An 18,151-nucleotide genomic window follows, 5' to 3' on the forward strand; every position below is an offset into this window, starting at 1 on the left:
CACTTAATCCCTAAATAACGTCAAACATTTAGAGGTTGGACTGCTGTTTTACTGTTTTTCATATTTAACAACGCGATACCAAGGATGATGACACCGCCTATCAAACCTGTGATAAGACCCGGATAAATCAGCAGTAAAGCACCAATTGCCAAAATGATGCGCGTGATTGTATTCATACTGCCTTTAAAATACCCTTCTAACGCCGCACTAAGGCCAATCACACCAATCACAGACGTCACAACGGCCGTAACAATATCGATGATTGGGGGCAATGGGAATTCTTTTGCCGTAACCGCAAGACCTGTCGGGTCAATCATCAACATTGCAGGATTATAAATAAACATAAATGGAACGATAAATCCAGCCAGTGCCAACTTTAACGACAGAAACCCTGTTTTCATAGGATCGCCACCAGAGATACCAGCGCCAGCAAAGGCTGCCAAACAGACCGGCGGAGTAATATTGGCAAATACGCCAAAATAGAACACAAACATATGAGCCGCCAAAATAGGAATATTGAATCCTGCTAATGCGGGCGCCGCCATCGTTGCCGTAATAATATATGCAGGAATCGATGGTAATCCCATTCCTAAAACCATCGACGCCAGCATGGTTAAAATCAAGGTGAGCAATAATGAGCCTGCTCCTAAAGTGACAATCGAAGAGGTCATCACCGTACCAAAGCTCGTTAAGCTGACTACCCCAATAATAATCCCTACGACCGCACAGGCCGCCATGACCGCTAACGACTGGCGTGCACCGTCTTCTAGCGCGCCCAAAATGTCCTTAAAACTCATGCGCGTCTCAGCTCGCAGCATACTGATGACAACAGTAAAGCCAATGGTATAGGCAGCGGCATACCCTACCGGTACATTCTTAATCAATAAAAAAATCAAAAACACAATGGGTAGCAGCATATGTCCGCGCGCTTTTAATACTTCTTTTACTTGCGGCAAACTCTCTTTTGCCATACCTTTTAAGTCTCGGCGGCCTGCGCGAAAATGCACCTGCGCGATGACGCCTAAATAATACAAGATAGCAGGTAACAATGCTGCCAAAGCAATAGTGCTATACGGTAGACCTGTGGTCTCGGCCATGATAAAAGCACTAGCACCCATAATTGGCGGCAATATTTGACCACCGACTGATGCACTTGCCTCTACAGCACCCGCAAAATCTTTATGATAACCAACCTTTTTCATCAATGGGATAGTAAACGCGCCGGTACTGACTACGTTTGATAAGGCAGAACCATTGATACTGCCCATAAAGCCACTTGAGATGACAGCCACTTTAGCAGGGCCGCCTTTTTTATCGCCTGCCAGCGCTAATGCCAAATCATTAAATAGCTGACCCATGCCTGAACGCGCTAAAAATGCGCCAAAGAGGATGAATAAAAAGATAAACGTAACTGAGGCACCGATGGCAACCGAATATAGGCCTTCGGTTTTGAGGAATAACTGACCAAAAATATCGCCAAAATCATAAGGACGAGTGAGTAGCCGGTCAGGCATAAAATTCATATGGCTGATAAATGGATATAACAAAAATATTGACGCCAATATCGGTAATATCCAACCAGTAATACGCCTACTGCCCTCGAGTACACAAATCACCGTGATAATAGAGAACAATACATCCGTTTGATTGGCGATGCCACCACGTGAGGTCACAATATCTTGATACTCATAGATAAGATATGCCATTCCAGATAAAGATAACACGAACCAAACCCAGTCATACCAAGCCACCCGCTTGCGGCTACTCTTCTTACTGGCTGGAAAAATCAGAAAAATCAATGCAAAACCAATACCTACATGCACAGAACGCTGTAACAATGATGGCATAGGATTAAAAGTAATATATAGATGAAAAAGTGAATATAAAATACAAATCGCAGCGATAATATATTTTACTGGCCCTTGAGTGATATGACGCGTAATTGACTCTCGGTCGTACTTTTCTAGTATTGCTTGTGTGAGGTTAGGATCAACGTCGTCATCGATATCAGTGCTATCATGAAGGCCAGGTTGCTTAGACAACTTAGCCTCATCGCTAGAGACAGTAGTCCCGCTATTGTGATCCATCACTTGAGAGTTCATGACAAAAATCCTTATTAAATCTATCTATTAGACTATACGATTTGGGCGTAATAGTTACTGCAGAATAATCAGGCACCCATTGATGAATTAAAATACGATGACCTGCATAATCAATCTCACCTTCAGTGCGCCTTGAAACAACCCAGTTAAGACTGGGGAGTCTTTCGTTGATTTGATAGCCAACATAGCCTGGTTTTCTTATTGGAGCGACATTTTCAGTAGATGGGGTTCCCGCCCCAAAAGCTTGTAGATAAGTAGTGGTTAGCAATAAACCTTGATTCTCACGAACATATTGCTCCTCCCACCATTGCTTTTCTACAGAATGAATCCAGCGCAATTGGAAATTAGGCTCAACGAAATAACATACTTTTTTATCAGATTCAGCAACATCATCGACGCGCACCTCGATGACAGACTGGCGGGTAAAAATTACCCAGAATATTAAAACCGCTAGCGCAGCAGTCACTGCTGCGCCGATTGTTAAACTTAAGCGTTTACTTAGCTGATTGCTCTTCATAGTATTTCTTAGCGCCTGGATGGATAGGAGCTACCATTCCTTCTTGAGCAGTCTCTAAGCTAATATCATTAGCTGCTTGGTGGGCATTTTTTAGGCCATCCAAGTTTTCAAACAGCGCTTTGGTCAGTTTATAGCCATCCTCTTCAGAGATGTCAGAACGAATCAACAACGCATTCATCACGGCAGTCGTTGGAATGGCGGCATCGTTACCATATGTTCCAGCAGGAATCTCGAACGTCTTAAAGTAAGGCTTGTTTTCGATAATTTGTTTAAGCTTATCTTGATTGATGGTGACCAGCTGCAATTTGATACCCTGCTCTAGCTCTAACAGTGAAGAGTTTGGTAAGCCGCTACTAAAAAACGCCGCTTCAATCTTACCCGCTTTCATCGCATCGGCTGCATCGGCAAACCCTAGATAGTCAACTTTGACATCATCATAAGTGATACCAAAACCTTCTAACAACGTCCGAGCATTGACTTCCGTTCCAGAACCTTGATCACCAACCGCAATACGCTTACCTTTTAAATCTTCGATATTTTTGATACCAGATTTTTCTGAAGCGACTATCTGAATCACATTTGGATATAGAACGGCAACTTGTTGAATATTTGTTATCGGTTCTTTAAAGTCTTCAGTACCTTCAACCGCATTAGTGACGACATCACTAAGTGCTAGCACCATGTCGACTTTACCTTGCGTGAGTAGATTGACGTTTTCTACTGACGCCCCCGTGGTTTGGGTCTTAGCATTAACGCCAAAGGTTTTGGCGTAGATTTCTGCTAAAGAGGTGCCAATAATATTATAAGGACCTGATGCGCCCCCTGTTGCGATAGTGACAAACTTGGTTTCAAGCTTATCACTCGCCGCTGAAGCAGCAGTATTGTCCGTGGTAGCGCTATCATTGGTATCAGTCGCCGTGTTGTCTGAACAGGCAACCATCGTCATACTTAAGGCAACAATTGCAGCTAGGAGAGGAGTTTTACTAAAAAACATCATTATTTTCATCCTTGATAAAATAAAGCGAATTGGATTTATAAAATATTACTTAACTATGTCACTGTAATAGTAACTAATCCGTGTTGAATTGTGAGCTTTATATACTATATTAATTTTTGAAAAGTGTAGCGTCCCATTGATACAATCAAAAGTATCCATGTAATTAAAGCATGAGGTGTCATACATTGCTATCTTGTTTTATGCGATAGCAAACATTGGCACGCATGAATCGTAGTTTATCTCTTCAAATTTGCTAAACCAAAATAATTAGACTAGCTAGTGTTTCGCTACGCGGTACTAAGTTCCATATTCTTACGCCAATCTCAACTTATCGTAGGCTTTTGATTTTTATAGAATTTAAAATTTTAATTGTTTTAACTGAAATGTTAAAAACTAAGTAAACCAATACCTTAGAAAAATAAGTTGAGAGTGGGGTATATTCTTATCATCATTTAAACAGACTTTATGCACCTTGTAAACTTCTATTAACATTTCCCTTAATTGTTAAAATAACTTTGATTCTTGCCATGCGCAGCCGACGCGTGATTACTGCTTGAATAGTTAAAAGAACACTTACTGCCAATGATTATCTTTTTTACTAATACGCAGATATTATAATTGTTCACTACTATAATTGGTCTCTATTACATATAATCGCTAATAACATCAATAGAATCGATAACCTTAAAGGAAAACTTATGAAAAAACTATTTGCTTCGAGCATCGTTTTTGCCACATTTGTCCTAGCTGGCTGTGCCACTTCTGATATGAATACCAATGCTGGCACGGCCATCGGTTCGGCAAACGAGATTGGGATGAATATCTTTAAAGCGGCTATTGATAACCAATGCCGCAGTCAGATTGAAAAACAAAATGCTTGGCGCATTGCTAGTGTGGCGATGACGGACGCCCAAGATGAAGAGATAAAGGGCCGAGTTTGCGGCTGCGTCAGCGAGCAAGCGCCGCAGCAAGTGACCCTTGTTGAACTTGGCAATGCGGCAATTGATGCCAACTATCGCACACAGCTGGTCACTAAAGTGGTAGCAAAAACGCTGCAAAGCTGTTATGGCAGTATCGTTAAATAAGTAGCTGGAAAATAGATGCTGGATCAGCGACTTGACTAAAAGGCTTATTTCACGAAATAAGTTGGGTTATTAATTGCACAACCCAACTTATTCATATAGATTATTTACTATTGTGAATGATAAATGGAATTTATCTTTAACCCATGTCAAGGATGACTGATGAAAAGACGTGCATTTATAAAACTTGGTGGTCAGCTAACGGTAGCCGGCACTGTGTTGACTCAGCTCAGTGCTTGCTCATCAGATGATGATGACGTCAGGCCACCAAATAACCTCGATGGTTTAGATGGTTTAGGCTATCAAGGCGCAGCACCTTTTGTGCATGGCATTGCCAGTGGTGACCCGCTCCAAGATCGGGTCATACTATGGACACGAATTACCAATGACGGCAGTATCCAAGCCACCAGTATTCCTGTTGCTTATAGGGTAGCAACAGACCCAGCGCTGAAAAACATCGTTACTCAAGGTCGCGCAATAGCGACAGCGCAATCCGACTTCACCGTAAAAGTCGACCCTAAAAACCTACAACCCAATACCACTTATTATTATGCTTTTAAAGCACTAGGCTATCACTCTCCTATTGGTCGCACACGCACCATACCACAAGCAGACTTGCCAGCAAGCGCAGTTGATCGTGTGCGCTTAGCCGTGGTTTCCTGCTCAAACTATGGCTTTGGCTACTTTAATGGTTATGCCAATATCGCCAAGCAAGCCGATATCTCTGCCGTCATACATTTGGGTGATTATATCTATGAGTATCCAGAAGGCTTCTATCGCGATAACGATTTAAAAGAAGAGCGACCGCTAGAGCCAAAAAGCGAGATTATCAGCTTAGAGGATTATCGTCGCCGCTACGCTTGCTACCGTACTGATGTCGATTTGCAAGAATGTCACCGTCAGCATCCGTTTATCGCTGTTTGGGACGATCACGAAATCGCAGACAATTCATGGAAAGGTGGTGCAGGTTTTCATACTGAGAGTAAAGGCAGCTATATAGAACGCAAAATGTCGGCCGTGCGCGCTTATCATGAGTGGATGCCTATCCGCGATGACAGTAGCAACGAGCTAGACAGTCAATTACGCATCTATCGACGTTTTGAGTTTGGTAAATTATTCGATTTAAACATGCTAGATACGCGCATATTTGGTCGCGAAAAGCTTGATGCCAAAGCCAGCAACGAGCCTGAACGTCAATTATTAGGTCTTGAACAAGAAAACTGGCTCTATTTAAAGATGCTCGAAGGTAAACGCCGACAAGCAACATGGCAAATACTCGGGCAACAAGTTATTTTAGCGCCATTTAAAGGCACTTTTGCCACCAATTCTGGCGATATTTGGAATGGGTATGCCAGTGCACGCACACGTTTGCTCAACTTTATCGAAGAAAATAATATCTCCAATACGGTTGTTTTAACTGGGGATTATCATGCTTCCTTTGCTTTTGATATCGCAAAAAACCCTTTTGAAGCAAGTAGCTATAATCCTCTAACCGGCAAAGGTTCTTTAGCTGTAGAGTTCGTCTGTCCGGCATTGACGTCTTCGCCCTTTCCTGAAACCGCAGGTGTTGAGCTAAACCCGCATCAGAAATTTAACAATCAGACCGAACGTGGTTATATGCTCCTCGATATCACTGAGCAGGCGTTTCAATGTGAATGGTATTATACGGACACCTTAAAAAAACGAGATGATAGCGTAAAATTTGCAAAAAGCTTGCTTACTAAAACACAGACTAACCACTTGATTGACGGCAGTCAATCGCGCCCGCTTACTAACGTCGCTGCCCTATCTGATGCTAACAAATCTATGGCAGTGAAAAAGTCTGCCGTTTTAAGTGGCGCTTAGCACAATATGCTCCGCACAGTATTTTGCATACTTAAGGTAAAAAAATAGTAGCCAAAAAAAAGGGTGAGTCATATGATTTACCCTTTTTTATTACTCATTTAGCTAATGGGATTTATGAAATACTGACGTACTTATGATTAGTCAATTTATAACTCATTGCTAGGCGTTGGACGAACGGGCAAAGACGCGGTCGATGGCAATATTTTACTGCGATGAAAATACTTAGATGAGCCGTCGATTATCTTATTTACTTCTTTGACCAAAGCATGGATGACATCATCATAAACGCCATGATATAACTCGGTCTCAAACGCTGTAAAAGGATGCTTACGCGATGCCGAACTGACTTCTGTCACGCCCTGCTTACTATAAAAAATGTCGACGCGGCCATCACTATTTAACACACAATTCAACTCTCCGCCTTCAAGCGCCATCTCGATACGCTCAGGCATAAAAATATAATCCTCCACATCCATGAGCTTTTTTTCTACTTCTCTCTTAAAAAAAGATTTGATATCAAACATACATACACCCTTTGTCTTAAAATTTTAAAAACCTTTAGCACGTCTATTCTTATGGTCTTTATGGTATGCGTCTCGCATATCTGCTTATGATAGATCATGCTTTATTAACTTATCCTATAAGGTGTACGGATACTTTTTAAGACAGTATATGTAAAACTGCGTTTGATGTTGGTAAAAAAAAGACGCCGTCTAAGCGTCCCTTCTTTTTTGGTAAATCCAATCATACGATTGTGCGTAATTACACCCAGCCTTTTTCACGAAATAACTGTAACGTCTTAATAACGACTGTCATCTCTTCGGGTGTGCCAAGTGTGATGCGGTTAAAACCTGGTATCGAAGGGAACTCGCGACCAACGGCAATACCATGTTCGAGCATACGATCGATATAGGTTTGCACGTCACCCTTGACTTCATAAAAAATAAAATTGGTTTGCGAGGGCAAATAACGCAGCCCCAGCTCATCGAGCGCTGTCTGCATCATTTTTCTTGCTTGATTGGTGGTTTGTAAGCTATGCGCCAAAAACGCCTCGTCTTCTAGCGTTGCTATTGCTGCAACCGCACCTAACATGTTGATATTATCCGTAGACATCAAAGACCCGATTTCTGCAATCATCGGTGGATTGGCAATCGCATAACCGACGCGCAAGCCTGCTAGCCCAAATAATTTTGAGAAAGTGCGCACGACAATCAAGTTATCTGATAGTTCCTCTTTTATCCATTCAACGCCGCTCACAAAACTTGGATCGGTGATATAGCCAAAGTAGGCTTCATCCACTAAGAAATAGTGGTTTTTCGGCGCATTTTTTACCCACGCTTTGAGCGTATCCGTTTCGGTAATGATAGCCGTTGGATTATTAGGATTGCACAAATAAAAAAGACTGATACCGTCAAATGTAGCAGCCACTTTTTGTAGGTTATCAAAGTCTAAATCATAGTCATCGCGCGTTAATGGCACTTTGACTACTGAAATACCTAAGGAGCGTGCATACAGCTCGGCACAGCCGAAAGTTGGGTCTGGAATGATTAGCTGAAACCTTGTATCTGTTTTTAATGCTTTGTCATGCAGCATTTGCACCACTGCTCTGATACTCTCGATTGAGCCATTGCCCAATAAAACCTGATTTTCAGATACGCCGTTGAGAGCCGCTACTTTGCTCAGCAGCGTAGCGCGATGTTTATCAGGATAGCGAGCAGCGCCAGCCAAAGCATTAGCGATGGCTTCTTTGGCAGAGTCTGATATGCCCAAAGAGTTTTCATTAAAGTCTAACTTCAGTAATTTATGACTGTTGTTATCGATATTATTATGCATGATAGGTAATCCGCCTACGTCGTCCGTGAGTGATATAGCGCATGCCGCTGCGTCATATCATCTTAAGTGGCGTTTATCATAATTACAAGTTATCTAATAGCAAATTATTAGTTATTAATATACCTAGATAGAAGTACGTTTAACTTTAAATATCCCGTAAAAAAAGGTGAGCTGCAGCCTATGCAACTCACCTTTCTACGTCTACATTCAGTCGGAATTAAACCATTAAATCAAATGCGCTTTTAATTCCAATACTTTATCACGCGTTTTTGCCGCCTCTTCAAATTTCAAATCTCGTGACATTTGCTGCATTTGTTTCTCGAGGCGTTTGATTTCTTTGGCCAGTAAATCAGGACTGCGCAAAATGCTGATATCAACATCAGGCAGATTGCTTTTTACAGGAATTACTTGATTGTCATTGGCATCAAGGTTTTCACCCGTGTCAATTTTATCGGTAATACTACGGCGCGCACCTTTTGGCGTAATATTGTGCTCAAGATTAAAGGCGACTTGTTTTTCGCGGCGACGGTCAGTCTCCTCTATCGCTTTTTCCATACTCGGCGTAATGCGGTCGGCGTACAAAATCGCTTTACCGTTTAAGTGACGGGCAGCACGGCCAATAGTCTGAATCAGCGAGCGCTCAGAACGCAAAAAGCCCTCTTTATCAGCATCAAATATCGCCACTAATGACACCTCTGGCATATCAAGCCCTTCACGCAACAGGTTAATACCGACCAACACATCATGAACGCCTGTCCGCAGCTCATGAATGATCTGCATGCGCTCAACCGTATCGATATCTGAATGCAGATAAGCGACTTTGACATCGTATTCTTTAAGGTAACTGGTCAAATCTTCTGCCATACGCTTAGTTAACGTGGTGATAAGCACGCGCTCGTCAAGCTCACGGCGTTTGGTAATCTCCGATAACACATCATCAACCTGCGTCAATACCGGACGAATCTCAATCTCAGGGTCAATCAAGCCGGTTGGACGCACAACTTGCTCGACCACCTGCTCGCTATGCTCAAGCTCATACTGTGCTGGCGTTGCGCTAACATAAATGGTCTTTGGCTTGATACGCTCCCACTCTTCAAACTTCATCGGGCGATTATTCATGGCACTTGGCAGACGAAAACCATAATTAACGAGGTTTTCTTTACGCGACCTATCGCCTTTATACATCGCCCCAATTTGCGAAACCGTTACGTGCGATTCATCGATAAACAGCAGCGCATCTTCTGGAATATAATCAAACAGTGTCGGCGGTGCTTCCCCTGATGGACGACCAGATAGATGCTGCGAGTAGTTTTCGATACCATTACAGTAGCCAAGCTGCTGAATCATTTCAAGGTCATACTGAGTACGCTCTTTTAGACGCTGCGCTTCAACCAATTTATTATTGTCGCGAAAATACTCTAAGCGCGGCTCAAGCTCGGCGCGAATAGTATGACTTGCCGCTTCCAATTTATTGCGCGGGGTCACGTAGTGCGATTTTGGATAAATGGTAATACGCGGCACACTTCGGACGGTTTTGCCGGTTAACGGGTCAAACCAAGTAATTTTTTCCACTTCATCATCAAATAAATGCACGCGCACCGCTAGCTGCTCAGATTCCGCAGGATAAATATCTAACAGCTCACCGCGCAAGCGATAGGTACCACGACCAAAATCTAACTCATTACGGTTATATTGCATTTCAACCAAACGCTTAATGGTCGCCGTCCGATCGATTTTGTCACCGACGACGACATGCAAAAGCATTTTTAGATAGCTTTCTGGATCGCCCAAACCATAAATACAGGAGACCGAAGCCACGATAATCGCATCACGGCGCTCAAGCAGCGCCCGCGTCGCTGATAGGCGCATTTGGTCAATATGGTCGTTGATGGCACTGTCTTTTTCGATAAAGGTATCACTCGCCGCAACATAGGCTTCCGGCTGATAATAATCGTAATAACTGACAAAATACTCAACCGCATTATTTGGAAAGAACGCTTTAAATTCGCCATAAAGCTGGGCGGCAAGGGTTTTATTGTGCGCCATAATAATGGTTGGACGTTGGCATTCAGCGATGACCTTTGCCATGGTATAAGTCTTACCAGAACCGGTCACACCGAGTAATAATTGCTCATCCATGCCTGATTTGATGCCTTTGACCAACTTTTCGATTGCTTGTGGTTGATCGCCTGCCGGCTCAAAGTCGGTGACCATCTCAAAGGCGCGGCTTGATATTTGCGTACCAGACGCGTTGACACCACTGATTTCAGCTTCGCCTTGCAGCTGAGTGGCCAATTGGTTTAACTGACGCGACGAGCGCGGTTCAGGCATTCGCATAATGGCTTTCTTCCTGACATTTATAAAAGGTTATAAGAATTTGGATTTATAACAATGTGGGGTCTAAAGCTCAGTTTTTAAAGGATAATCGTGAGTTTGATTTCCTATTTACACACATAATTAACAGCTAAAATTTGCGCTACATTGGTGGTAATTTTAAAACGACTACTATTCATTTAATGTCTATTATTTATAGGAAAGGCACAGAATGGCAGCTAAACTTACAAAGCTTTTCACGATTAACAAAGTCATTACACGACCACTTAATAAAGCCTAAAACCTAGGGGTTCAATCGCGCTCATAAATTGCTACTATGGGCACTGAATTAATGAACAAGCAGTATTAAGAAGCGATAAATACAAGCAACAACACGCTTAAAAATTAATCCAATAACTAATAAAAACTTAAAATAATGGAGTAAATTATGAGAGAACGTTACGCAAGTGGTATTGATGATAAAACCGCTGAAAAAATGGTTGAATTGTTAAACGCTAACTTAGCCAATCTGATTGACCTAAGTATGGACAGCAAGCAGTGCCATTGGAACTTGCAAGGTACTGGCTTTATCGGTGTGCATCAATTGTTAGATGAGACTTATGAGCGTTTGACTGAAGCATTTGATACAGTTGCCGAACGTATCGTTATTCTTGGCGGTAAAGCCAACGGTATCTCTAAGCGTGTGGTTGAAGACTCTATCCTAGAGACTTATCCAACTGATATCACAGAAGTTGATGAGCACGTACGCGAGCTTACCAATCGCTATAAAACCATTGCCGCTTCACTGCGTGAAGGTATTGATACCGCGGGTGATGCAGGCGATGAAGATACGGCAGATTTATTGACCGAAGTAAGCCGTATTGTCGATAAAGACGCTTGGTTCATCGGTGCTAATGCCCCCAAGAAAAAATAACAATGACTGAATAAATCTATGAATGATATTTAGATAAGTATGAAAAAAGGTCACTTTTATAGTGACCTTTTTTTATACCCTAAAACTTATTTTTATAAATTGCTGTTATAGTCAAAACATCCTAAAAACGCGACGGTATGGCTGATATAAATTTTTTATAGACTCTGTCTGCGCAGGCACAGCAAGCAAGCAAGCAAGAAAAATTGATTTTAAAGACGGGTATTAAAACGGGTTAGAATTAGACTAAAAAATAATGACTTTAAAATACGCCTTTAATAATCTGCTTCATTTGCGGCAATAGCTCGCTTAATTGCGCTTCAGTCTCGCTGGTATCTTCAGGCAAGGATTGCTGTAAAAAAGCCGCGGTAATTTGTGGCTGCTTGGCAAGGATACTTTGCCCTACCGCCGTATCGTAGAATTTAATCTGGGCATCGACTTCAGCCTGCGTATAGTAAGTCTTAGCGGCACTGATATAAGCTTGCGTCAAAGTTTGTGCGTCGGCTGCATTGCCGATACCCTCAGTCATAATCTTGGCATATTGACCTAACACGCTTTGAATTTGCTCTTGTAGCTCGCGTTGGCGCTTGTTTAACTGTTGGTCACTGGCGCGCTGATTACTGCTTTTATTCTGGTTTTTGGTTTGCGTATTAATGGCATCAATAGCCGCTTGTTGACCATTGACGATAGACTGAATCTGCTCGTCGATATGCATGACTTGCATCAGTTTAATGATTGACACATCAGTTGGTGCTTGCTTGTTCATTTGCTGCTTGGCAATATTCTTGGTGTCCTTACGAACTGTATTAGGCTCACTATGGACAATCAATTCTGCATTGGCATTGACGATAGGTGCTGATAGCAGCGTTGTCACCACCAAAGTAAGCAATGGATTGATGCTAGTAGGACGCCGACTGGTATTTTTTTTGGAAGATTTTAGGTAATTTTTCATATAAGACTCTTATTATTATAGGTGACGATTATTTATTATGCGGCAAATCTTATTAAGCACACTGCTCATCCGGTAAACGTAAAACCTCAGCATTGGGAACGGATAATGTCAAAATCGCTTCTTGAAATAATGGATTGGCACGGAATTGGTTTTCAATATCTTCAAATTTTTGCGCGATTTGCTGTTCTTGTTGATTGCCGGTGATATCGACCGCTGCCACCATAAAGATTTTTTTGGGTCCGACCCACTCTAAGTGTAAATAAGAGACGCTGTCGATATCAGGATGATTTAATAGCTCCGTTAAGATATAGCAATGGGTTTTTTCTGAGACTTTATAGCCAACCAAAAAATCACGATTGCGATTGATTAAAAAGATGGCAACCATACCCAATAATATGCCAACGATAATAGAACCAAGGGCATCCCAGAACGGCTCACCCGTATAGGCATGCATGCCCATCGCTGCTGCTGCGACCACTAAACCGATAACCGCTGCCAAATCCTCAAAAAACACCCCGCGCAACGTTGGGTTTGAAGTATTCACCACATAACCTAACGCACTGACATTGATAGCCTGACCATGCTTTTTACTTTGTAAATACGCCTGCACTAGAGAAAAACCTTCGAGCACAAAGGCCACTGCCAAAATAATAAAGCCAATGGTGTAATTGGTTTCTGTTTCAGGCGCATTCCACTCGGTGATACCGGTATAGATAGAAACAATCGAGCCTGCCATAAAAACGCCAAAAGCGGCAATCATAGACCATACGTATGACTCTTTACCATAGCCTAACGGGTGACTGTTATCGGCAGGTTTGACCGCTTTTTTCTCCGCCACGATGAGTAGAGTGCCATTACCTGCATCTGCCCACGAATGCGCTGATTCAGCAATCATAGAAGCAGAGCCGGTCATAAATGCCGCAACGGTTTTGGCAATGGCAATAATAACATTCGCTCCTACGGCAATGAGCACAGTAACCAGCGATGAGGATTTCTCGTCTTCCTGCTTCTTGTCCTCCTGAATGTTTTCGGGGCTTGTGACGTTAGTGAAATTGAGGTTAGGATTGATACCGTCTTTAGAATTGCTAGTATCTTTGGTCAAATTGGCAATAGAACGCGCACTGCCAGCACCGCGGGTACGAACGGCTTGCGGTGCTGGCTGATCTTTGGAAGGAATGTTTGATGATTCAGTGTTTTTTGAACTCATATGAGGCTCAATAAATGGTTAATATAATGAAGTTAAACAGCCATCAAAAAAGTTAAGCCATGAGCGCTAACTATTTTTAACTGCCTTACTTATCATTAAATTTAACCAAATAGCCGCTACTGGTCAGTAAGGTTTTCGTGAGACTTTGTTTAAGTATTGATGATTTTGCTAGGTAAAATACGCCTTATTTGGCATTGCTATGCTGAGCAAGCTCGCCAATCATATCATTGTCGTTGCCGCTTTTATCCGTCATCTTATCAGCGCCTAGACTTTCGCCAATCATTTGATTGATGTCGCAGCTCGGGCGATGCGAGCTTTGCATGCGTAGCTCTTTACGCGCCAAGCCTGCGTCAAAACGGCACTGCTGCATGGCATTTTTAATCTCAAGCGCAGGCACAGGCGTCGGTTTACCGTTATCATCAATCGCCACCATAGTAAAATAGCAGCTATTGGTATGACGAATCGTACGGGCGCGAACGTCCTCCGCTTCAACCCGAATCCCCACTTCCATAGACGTTCTACCGACATAATTGATACTAGCGGCAAAAGTAACCAACTCGCCCACATAGATAGGCTCGCGGAACATCACTTGATCGACTGATAGCGTCACGACATAGCTACCACTGTAGCGACTGGCGCAAGCATAAGCGACTTGGTCAAGCATCTTGAGCAAATCACCCCCATGGACGTTGCCGATGAAATTGGCCATATCTGGCGTCATCAGCACCGACATATACAATTCATGATTTAAAGGGGCGCTTTTAGCAGTAGAGCTGGTATTGTATTGCGACATAATATTCCTTGCTGTTATCGTAAAACCTGTCTATTTTAAATATCCGTTATACAGTAGCCTCTGCTAAATCGCAAATAAAGACTGTTAGAGTGAGTGTAGGAGATATTTTTTACTTAGATGCCTATAATTTTTCTCATGGTTTTATGATTAGATTTTGACTAAAAGGTGTGTAAACGCTGTGATCTACCCCGTAAAAACGCAATCTTTTTAAAATCTGCAAAAAAAAGCTTGACGTATTTTTTATCTTTGCTAGAATACGCCCCACTTAGCAAGAACTCATTAGAGACTTTACTAAGCTCGCAGTAAGTCATAAAACCCTTACCGCTTATTCTCCAATAGCTCAGTTGGTAGAGCAACGGACTGTTAATCCGTGTGTCCCTGGTTCGAGCCCAGGTTGGAGAGCCATATTTTAGTCGTAAATCTTTTGAATCATTTTTGATTCGATTATGGCATTTGCCAAGACCCTCATCACTTTGATGGGGGTTTTTTTATGGCTGGTGTTTTATTTCATAAGCCTATAAATAGCAAAAACCTTTCTCTTTTCTTCTTCTATTACCAGTCTTGCAGTGCTTGGTTAATCCACAAAATAAAATCTACAAATAAAGTCAGCTTAGCTTTTATCATCGCCCTCAGTTATTGACTTATCGACCTTATATTAAACCTGCTATATTGTTGGCCAACGATAAATTCATAAATAACATTGACCCTTTAAAGCTTTATCGCTACATTGGATAAAGCTCTTATTTATGTGAAAAAACTATTAGGGATAGCGCCATGACTATAGGTATTATTAAGCCGACGTTACTGAGTATTGGACTGATGAGCATGATTGGTTGTACTGCCCTGCAAACCACCGCAAAACAGCCAAATGCAGAAAAAACAAGCGATTCAGCAACGGTTTATTACAATGGCGATATCATTACCATGGAAGGTGAGCAACCGCAGATGGTCGAAGCTTTGGTCACGCAGGCTGGCAAGATTGCTTATGTTGGCAATTTAAATAAGGCGCAATCAAAATATAAAAATGCCGCTCAAGTGAATTTAAACAGCAAAACCTTGCTACCGGGTTTTATCGATCCGCACAGTCACTTTGATATGGTGTCAAACACCATGGGCCAGGCAAATTTGAACCCACCGCCAGTTGGCAAGATAGATAGTATGGATAAATTACTACAAGCCTTAAAAGACTATAAAAAGGACAATAACATCGCCGATGATGAATGGATCTATGGTTGGGGTTATGATGAGAGTCAATTAAAAGAAGGTCGTCATCCAACCAAAGCAGATATCGATAAAGTATTGCCTAATAACCCTGTATATCTGCAACACACCAGCGGTCATATGGGTGTCGCCAATAGCAAAGCCTTGGCAGCCCTGAACATTACCGCCGATACTAAAAACCCAGAAGGTGGTAATATTGCACGGGTTAAAGGTTCTAGCGAACCAAATGGTCTCGTCCAAGAAACCGCTATGTATCCATTTATGCGGCGAATGCTAGAGGTATTAGAGCCCAATCAAGCCAAATTCTTTGAGCAAACCCAAGATTATTATGCCAAAAATGGTCTGACTACCGCCCACAACGGTTCAACAGCTCGTAATACTATTCAGTTTTTCCAAAAACAAGCCGATGCTGGCAAGCTGAAAATCGACTTAGTCGCATTAGCAGGTAGCAGTGATTTAGATGAAAACTTAGCGGACAAAGACTTTGTTTGGAAGACCTATCAAAACGGTTTTAAAGTTCAAGGAACTAAAATCATAGCCGATGGCTCGCCGCAAGGTAAAACAGCTTATTTCAGTCAACCTTATTTGACGCCAGTGCCAGACTGCAAAAAAGACTGCCGCGGTTTGCCGAGTATCAGCCAAGATGCGCTCAATGAGATGTTTGCCAAGGCTTATAAGCACGATAACCAGTTGTTTATCCATAATAATGGCGATGGCGCGACAGATATGATTATTAAAGCCCACGAATATGCGGTCAAAAAGACCGGGCAAGCCGCTGATAAAGATCGCCGTACGGTGCCTATTCATGCTCAGTTTGCGCGCCCCGATCAGCTAGAAGCCTTTAAAAAATATAAGATGTTACCGTCATTTTTTACCAATCATGCCTATTTTTGGGGTGATGTGCATGTGCAGAATTTAGGCAAAAAACGCGCTGATTTTTTAAGTCCGATAGCGACAGCGGATAAAATGGGGTTAAAATACACCAACCATTCTGACGACACTGTGACACCTGTCGACCCGTTATTTACCGTTTGGTCAGCGGTTAATCGCACCTCGCGCTCAGGCAAGATTATCGGCGCCAATGAGCGCGCGACCCCTTATCAAGCGCTCAAAGCCATCACGACCAATGCCGCTTATGAGTATTATGAGGAAAATAGCAAAGGTACCTTAACCAAAGGTAAGCTCGCTGATTTGGTTATATTAGATGCCAATCCATTGACGGTAAGTGCAGATAAGCTTAAAGATATTCATGTGGTCACTACCATTAAAGAAGGTAAAATAATCTATCAGCGCCCGACGAAGTAAAACTATAATGACAGCATACTAAGAAAAATTTTAATGCTTTATAGTCAAATTCCTATAATTTTGACTATAAAGTTTTTTCTGTCTCTTTTATATCAATATTAGGATTCGTTTATGAGTAACACCGAGCAAATCACCTCCTCTGACAACACCCATTATCTACACCATACTTTTTTTGACCCAAGCGATAATACCACACCGATTACTGCTACCCTACTGATCGTGCATGGGATGGCCGAGCACAGCGGTCGTTATGCAGAGCTTGCGCAGTTTTTAGCAGATAACGGTATTGCGGTCGCCACTTATGATCAGCTGGGTCATGGGCAGACGGTCAAATCAGCCAATGATTTGGGTTTTTTTGCTGAAGAACATCCGGTGCAATCGTTATTAAAAGACGTTATTATCATGGCGGACAGCTTGAAAGCGCGCCATCCTAATGTGCCGCATTTCGTTATGGGTCATTCAATGGGCTCGTTTATCGTGCGCAATGTTCTCAAACATCACGCGCAGAACTTTACTGGTGCAATTTTAATGGGTACCGCTGATGCCAATCCATTGACCAAAGTGCTATTACCCATTAATAAAGTACTGGCAAAAGTAGCGCCCAAAAAGCCAAACCCAGTTTTCGCCAATGTGATGAATAAGGTACTCAATAGTAAACTTGATAATCGTATTTCTTCTTCAGAATTTGCTTGGCTTAATGAAGACCCTCAAGCTATCGAAGCTTATGAAGCCGATCCATTGACGGGCTTTGATTTTACCAACAATGGATTTTTAACCTTGTTTAGCTTAATGGAAGCGGGTCTTAATAAAAACTGGGCAATGACCATTGCCAAAGATTTTCCGATGTTACTGGTCAGTGGCGAGAACGATCCGATCGGCGATATGGGCAAAGGTATTCGCAAAATTGCCAGCCGTTTAGAAAAACAGAATTTTAGCAATATCACGCTACAGCTCTACCCGCACATGCGCCATGAGCCGATTCATGAACAAAATAAACAGCAAGTTTATCAAGATATTGTAGACTGGATAAATAGCAATACTGCTGCCTAGTAA

The 18,151-nt window shown here is 42.3% G+C and carries 14 protein-coding genes and 1 tRNA gene; 6 read left to right on the forward strand and 9 right to left on the reverse strand.

Annotated features, from left to right (window positions below; translation table 11 throughout):
* Positions 1-20: 20 nt before the first annotated feature.
* Genes FOR85_RS06095 through FOR85_RS06105 form a run of 3 tightly spaced genes read right to left on the reverse strand, consistent with a single transcriptional unit; the run spans position 21 to position 3,613 of the window.
* Positions 21-2,102 (reverse strand): TRAP transporter permease, encoded by a 2,082-nt coding sequence (locus FOR85_RS06095; protein WP_223808540.1) that lies wholly within the window; start codon positions 2,100-2,102, stop codon positions 21-23.
* On the reverse strand, positions 2,074-2,619 hold the full coding sequence (locus FOR85_RS06100) for a DUF1850 domain-containing protein (protein WP_144297153.1): 546 nt from the start codon (positions 2,617-2,619) through the stop codon (positions 2,074-2,076). The genes FOR85_RS06095 and FOR85_RS06100 overlap by 29 nt, the downstream gene beginning before the upstream one ends.
* Positions 2,597-3,613 carry a TAXI family TRAP transporter solute-binding subunit gene (locus tag FOR85_RS06105; RefSeq protein WP_373681942.1) on the reverse strand — a complete coding sequence of 339 codons (1,017 nt, stop codon included), beginning with the start codon at positions 3,611-3,613 and terminating at the stop codon, positions 2,597-2,599. Before FOR85_RS06105 ends, FOR85_RS06100 begins: the two co-directional genes overlap by 23 nt.
* Positions 3,614-4,314: 701 nt before the next feature.
* Here FOR85_RS06105 and FOR85_RS06110 point away from each other — a divergent pair.
* Positions 4,315-4,701, forward strand: a complete 387-nt coding sequence (locus tag FOR85_RS06110; RefSeq protein ID WP_144297155.1) for a hypothetical protein — start codon at positions 4,315-4,317, stop codon at positions 4,699-4,701.
* Between the two features lie 159 nt (positions 4,702-4,860).
* On the forward strand, positions 4,861-6,543 hold the full coding sequence (locus tag FOR85_RS06115) for an alkaline phosphatase (protein WP_144297156.1): 1,683 nt from the start codon (positions 4,861-4,863) through the stop codon (positions 6,541-6,543).
* A gap of 146 nt (positions 6,544-6,689) precedes the next feature.
* Here FOR85_RS06115 and FOR85_RS06120 read toward each other — a convergent pair whose 3' ends face one another.
* The 3 genes from FOR85_RS06120 to uvrB all read right to left on the reverse strand — a co-directional run bounded on the left by FOR85_RS06120 (position 6,690) and on the right by uvrB (position 10,713).
* The gene (locus FOR85_RS06120) at positions 6,690-7,067 is read right to left on the reverse strand and encodes a hypothetical protein (RefSeq protein ID WP_144297157.1); all 378 of its coding nucleotides are present in this window, start codon (positions 7,065-7,067) and stop codon (positions 6,690-6,692) included.
* Between the two features lie 238 nt (positions 7,068-7,305).
* Positions 7,306-8,376, reverse strand: coding sequence for a histidinol-phosphate transaminase (locus FOR85_RS06125; RefSeq protein WP_223808541.1), 1,071 nt, complete (start codon positions 8,374-8,376; stop codon positions 7,306-7,308).
* A 225-nt stretch (positions 8,377-8,601) separates the two neighbouring features.
* Entirely contained in the window at positions 8,602-10,713 is a 2,112-nt protein-coding gene (uvrB, locus tag FOR85_RS06130) for an excinuclease ABC subunit UvrB (RefSeq protein ID WP_144297158.1), read from the reverse strand.
* A 424-nt stretch (positions 10,714-11,137) separates the two neighbouring features.
* On the opposite strand from uvrB, the gene dps reads away from it, so the two are divergent.
* Positions 11,138-11,623, forward strand: a complete 486-nt coding sequence (dps, locus tag FOR85_RS06135; protein WP_068406213.1) for a DNA starvation/stationary phase protection protein Dps — start codon at positions 11,138-11,140, stop codon at positions 11,621-11,623.
* 259 nt (positions 11,624-11,882) lie between these two features.
* Here dps and FOR85_RS06140 read toward each other — a convergent pair whose 3' ends face one another.
* From FOR85_RS06140 to FOR85_RS06150, 3 genes are all read right to left on the reverse strand, one after another.
* Positions 11,883-12,572: a DUF2059 domain-containing protein gene (locus FOR85_RS06140; protein WP_144297159.1), complete on the reverse strand. Its 690-nt coding sequence runs from the start codon at positions 12,570-12,572 to the stop codon at positions 11,883-11,885.
* A 52-nt stretch (positions 12,573-12,624) separates the two neighbouring features.
* Entirely contained in the window at positions 12,625-13,779 is a 1,155-nt protein-coding gene (locus FOR85_RS06145; protein WP_144297160.1) for a cation diffusion facilitator family transporter, read from the reverse strand.
* A gap of 184 nt (positions 13,780-13,963) precedes the next feature.
* Positions 13,964-14,572 (reverse strand): acyl-CoA thioesterase, encoded by a 609-nt coding sequence (locus tag FOR85_RS06150; protein ID WP_144297161.1) that lies wholly within the window; start codon positions 14,570-14,572, stop codon positions 13,964-13,966.
* A 329-nt stretch (positions 14,573-14,901) separates the two neighbouring features.
* On the opposite strand from FOR85_RS06150, the gene FOR85_RS06155 reads away from it, so the two are divergent.
* From FOR85_RS06155 to FOR85_RS06165, 3 genes are all read left to right on the forward strand, one after another.
* Positions 14,902-14,977: transfer RNA gene (locus tag FOR85_RS06155), tRNA-Asn, on the forward strand.
* Positions 14,978-15,346: 369 nt separating this feature from the next.
* Positions 15,347-17,098: an amidohydrolase gene (locus FOR85_RS06160; RefSeq protein WP_223808542.1), complete on the forward strand. Its 1,752-nt coding sequence runs from the start codon at positions 15,347-15,349 to the stop codon at positions 17,096-17,098.
* Between the two features lie 111 nt (positions 17,099-17,209).
* On the forward strand, positions 17,210-18,148 hold the full coding sequence (locus FOR85_RS06165) for an alpha/beta hydrolase (protein WP_144297162.1): 939 nt from the start codon (positions 17,210-17,212) through the stop codon (positions 18,146-18,148).
* Positions 18,149-18,151 lie beyond the last annotated feature (3 nt).

The sequence above is a fragment of the Psychrobacter sp. YGAH215 genome (genome assembly GCF_007280595.1).
Taxonomy (GTDB): domain Bacteria; phylum Pseudomonadota; class Gammaproteobacteria; order Pseudomonadales; family Moraxellaceae; genus Psychrobacter; species Psychrobacter faecalis.

Excerpts from the sequence above, each read along its gene's own strand:
- FOR85_RS06105 (WP_373681942.1), bottom strand. The coding sequence starts at position 3,613 with ATGTTTTTTAGTAAAACTCCTCTCCTAGCTGCAATTGTTGCCTTAAGT.
- FOR85_RS06125 (WP_223808541.1), bottom strand. The coding sequence starts at position 8,376 with ATGCATAATAATATCGATAACAACAGTCATAAATTACTGAAGTTAGAC.
- FOR85_RS06150 (WP_144297161.1), bottom strand. The coding sequence starts at position 14,572 with ATGTCGCAATACAATACCAGCTCTACTGCTAAAAGCGCCCCTTTAAAT.
- dps (WP_068406213.1), top strand. The coding sequence starts at position 11,138 with ATGAGAGAACGTTACGCAAGTGGTATTGATGATAAAACCGCTGAAAAA.
- FOR85_RS06120 (WP_144297157.1), bottom strand. The coding sequence starts at position 7,067 with ATGTTTGATATCAAATCTTTTTTTAAGAGAGAAGTAGAAAAAAAGCTC.
- FOR85_RS06095 (WP_223808540.1), bottom strand. The coding sequence starts at position 2,102 with ATGAACTCTCAAGTGATGGATCACAATAGCGGGACTACTGTCTCTAGC.
- FOR85_RS06115 (WP_144297156.1), top strand. The coding sequence starts at position 4,861 with ATGAAAAGACGTGCATTTATAAAACTTGGTGGTCAGCTAACGGTAGCC.
- FOR85_RS06145 (WP_144297160.1), bottom strand. The coding sequence starts at position 13,779 with ATGAGTTCAAAAAACACTGAATCATCAAACATTCCTTCCAAAGATCAG.
- uvrB (WP_144297158.1), bottom strand. The coding sequence starts at position 10,713 with ATGCGAATGCCTGAACCGCGCTCGTCGCGTCAGTTAAACCAATTGGCC.
- FOR85_RS06110 (WP_144297155.1), top strand. The coding sequence starts at position 4,315 with ATGAAAAAACTATTTGCTTCGAGCATCGTTTTTGCCACATTTGTCCTA.
- FOR85_RS06140 (WP_144297159.1), bottom strand. The coding sequence starts at position 12,572 with ATGAAAAATTACCTAAAATCTTCCAAAAAAAATACCAGTCGGCGTCCT.
- FOR85_RS06100 (WP_144297153.1), bottom strand. The coding sequence starts at position 2,619 with ATGAAGAGCAATCAGCTAAGTAAACGCTTAAGTTTAACAATCGGCGCA.
- FOR85_RS06165 (WP_144297162.1), top strand. The coding sequence starts at position 17,210 with ATGAGTAACACCGAGCAAATCACCTCCTCTGACAACACCCATTATCTA.
- FOR85_RS06160 (WP_223808542.1), top strand. The coding sequence starts at position 15,347 with ATGACTATAGGTATTATTAAGCCGACGTTACTGAGTATTGGACTGATG.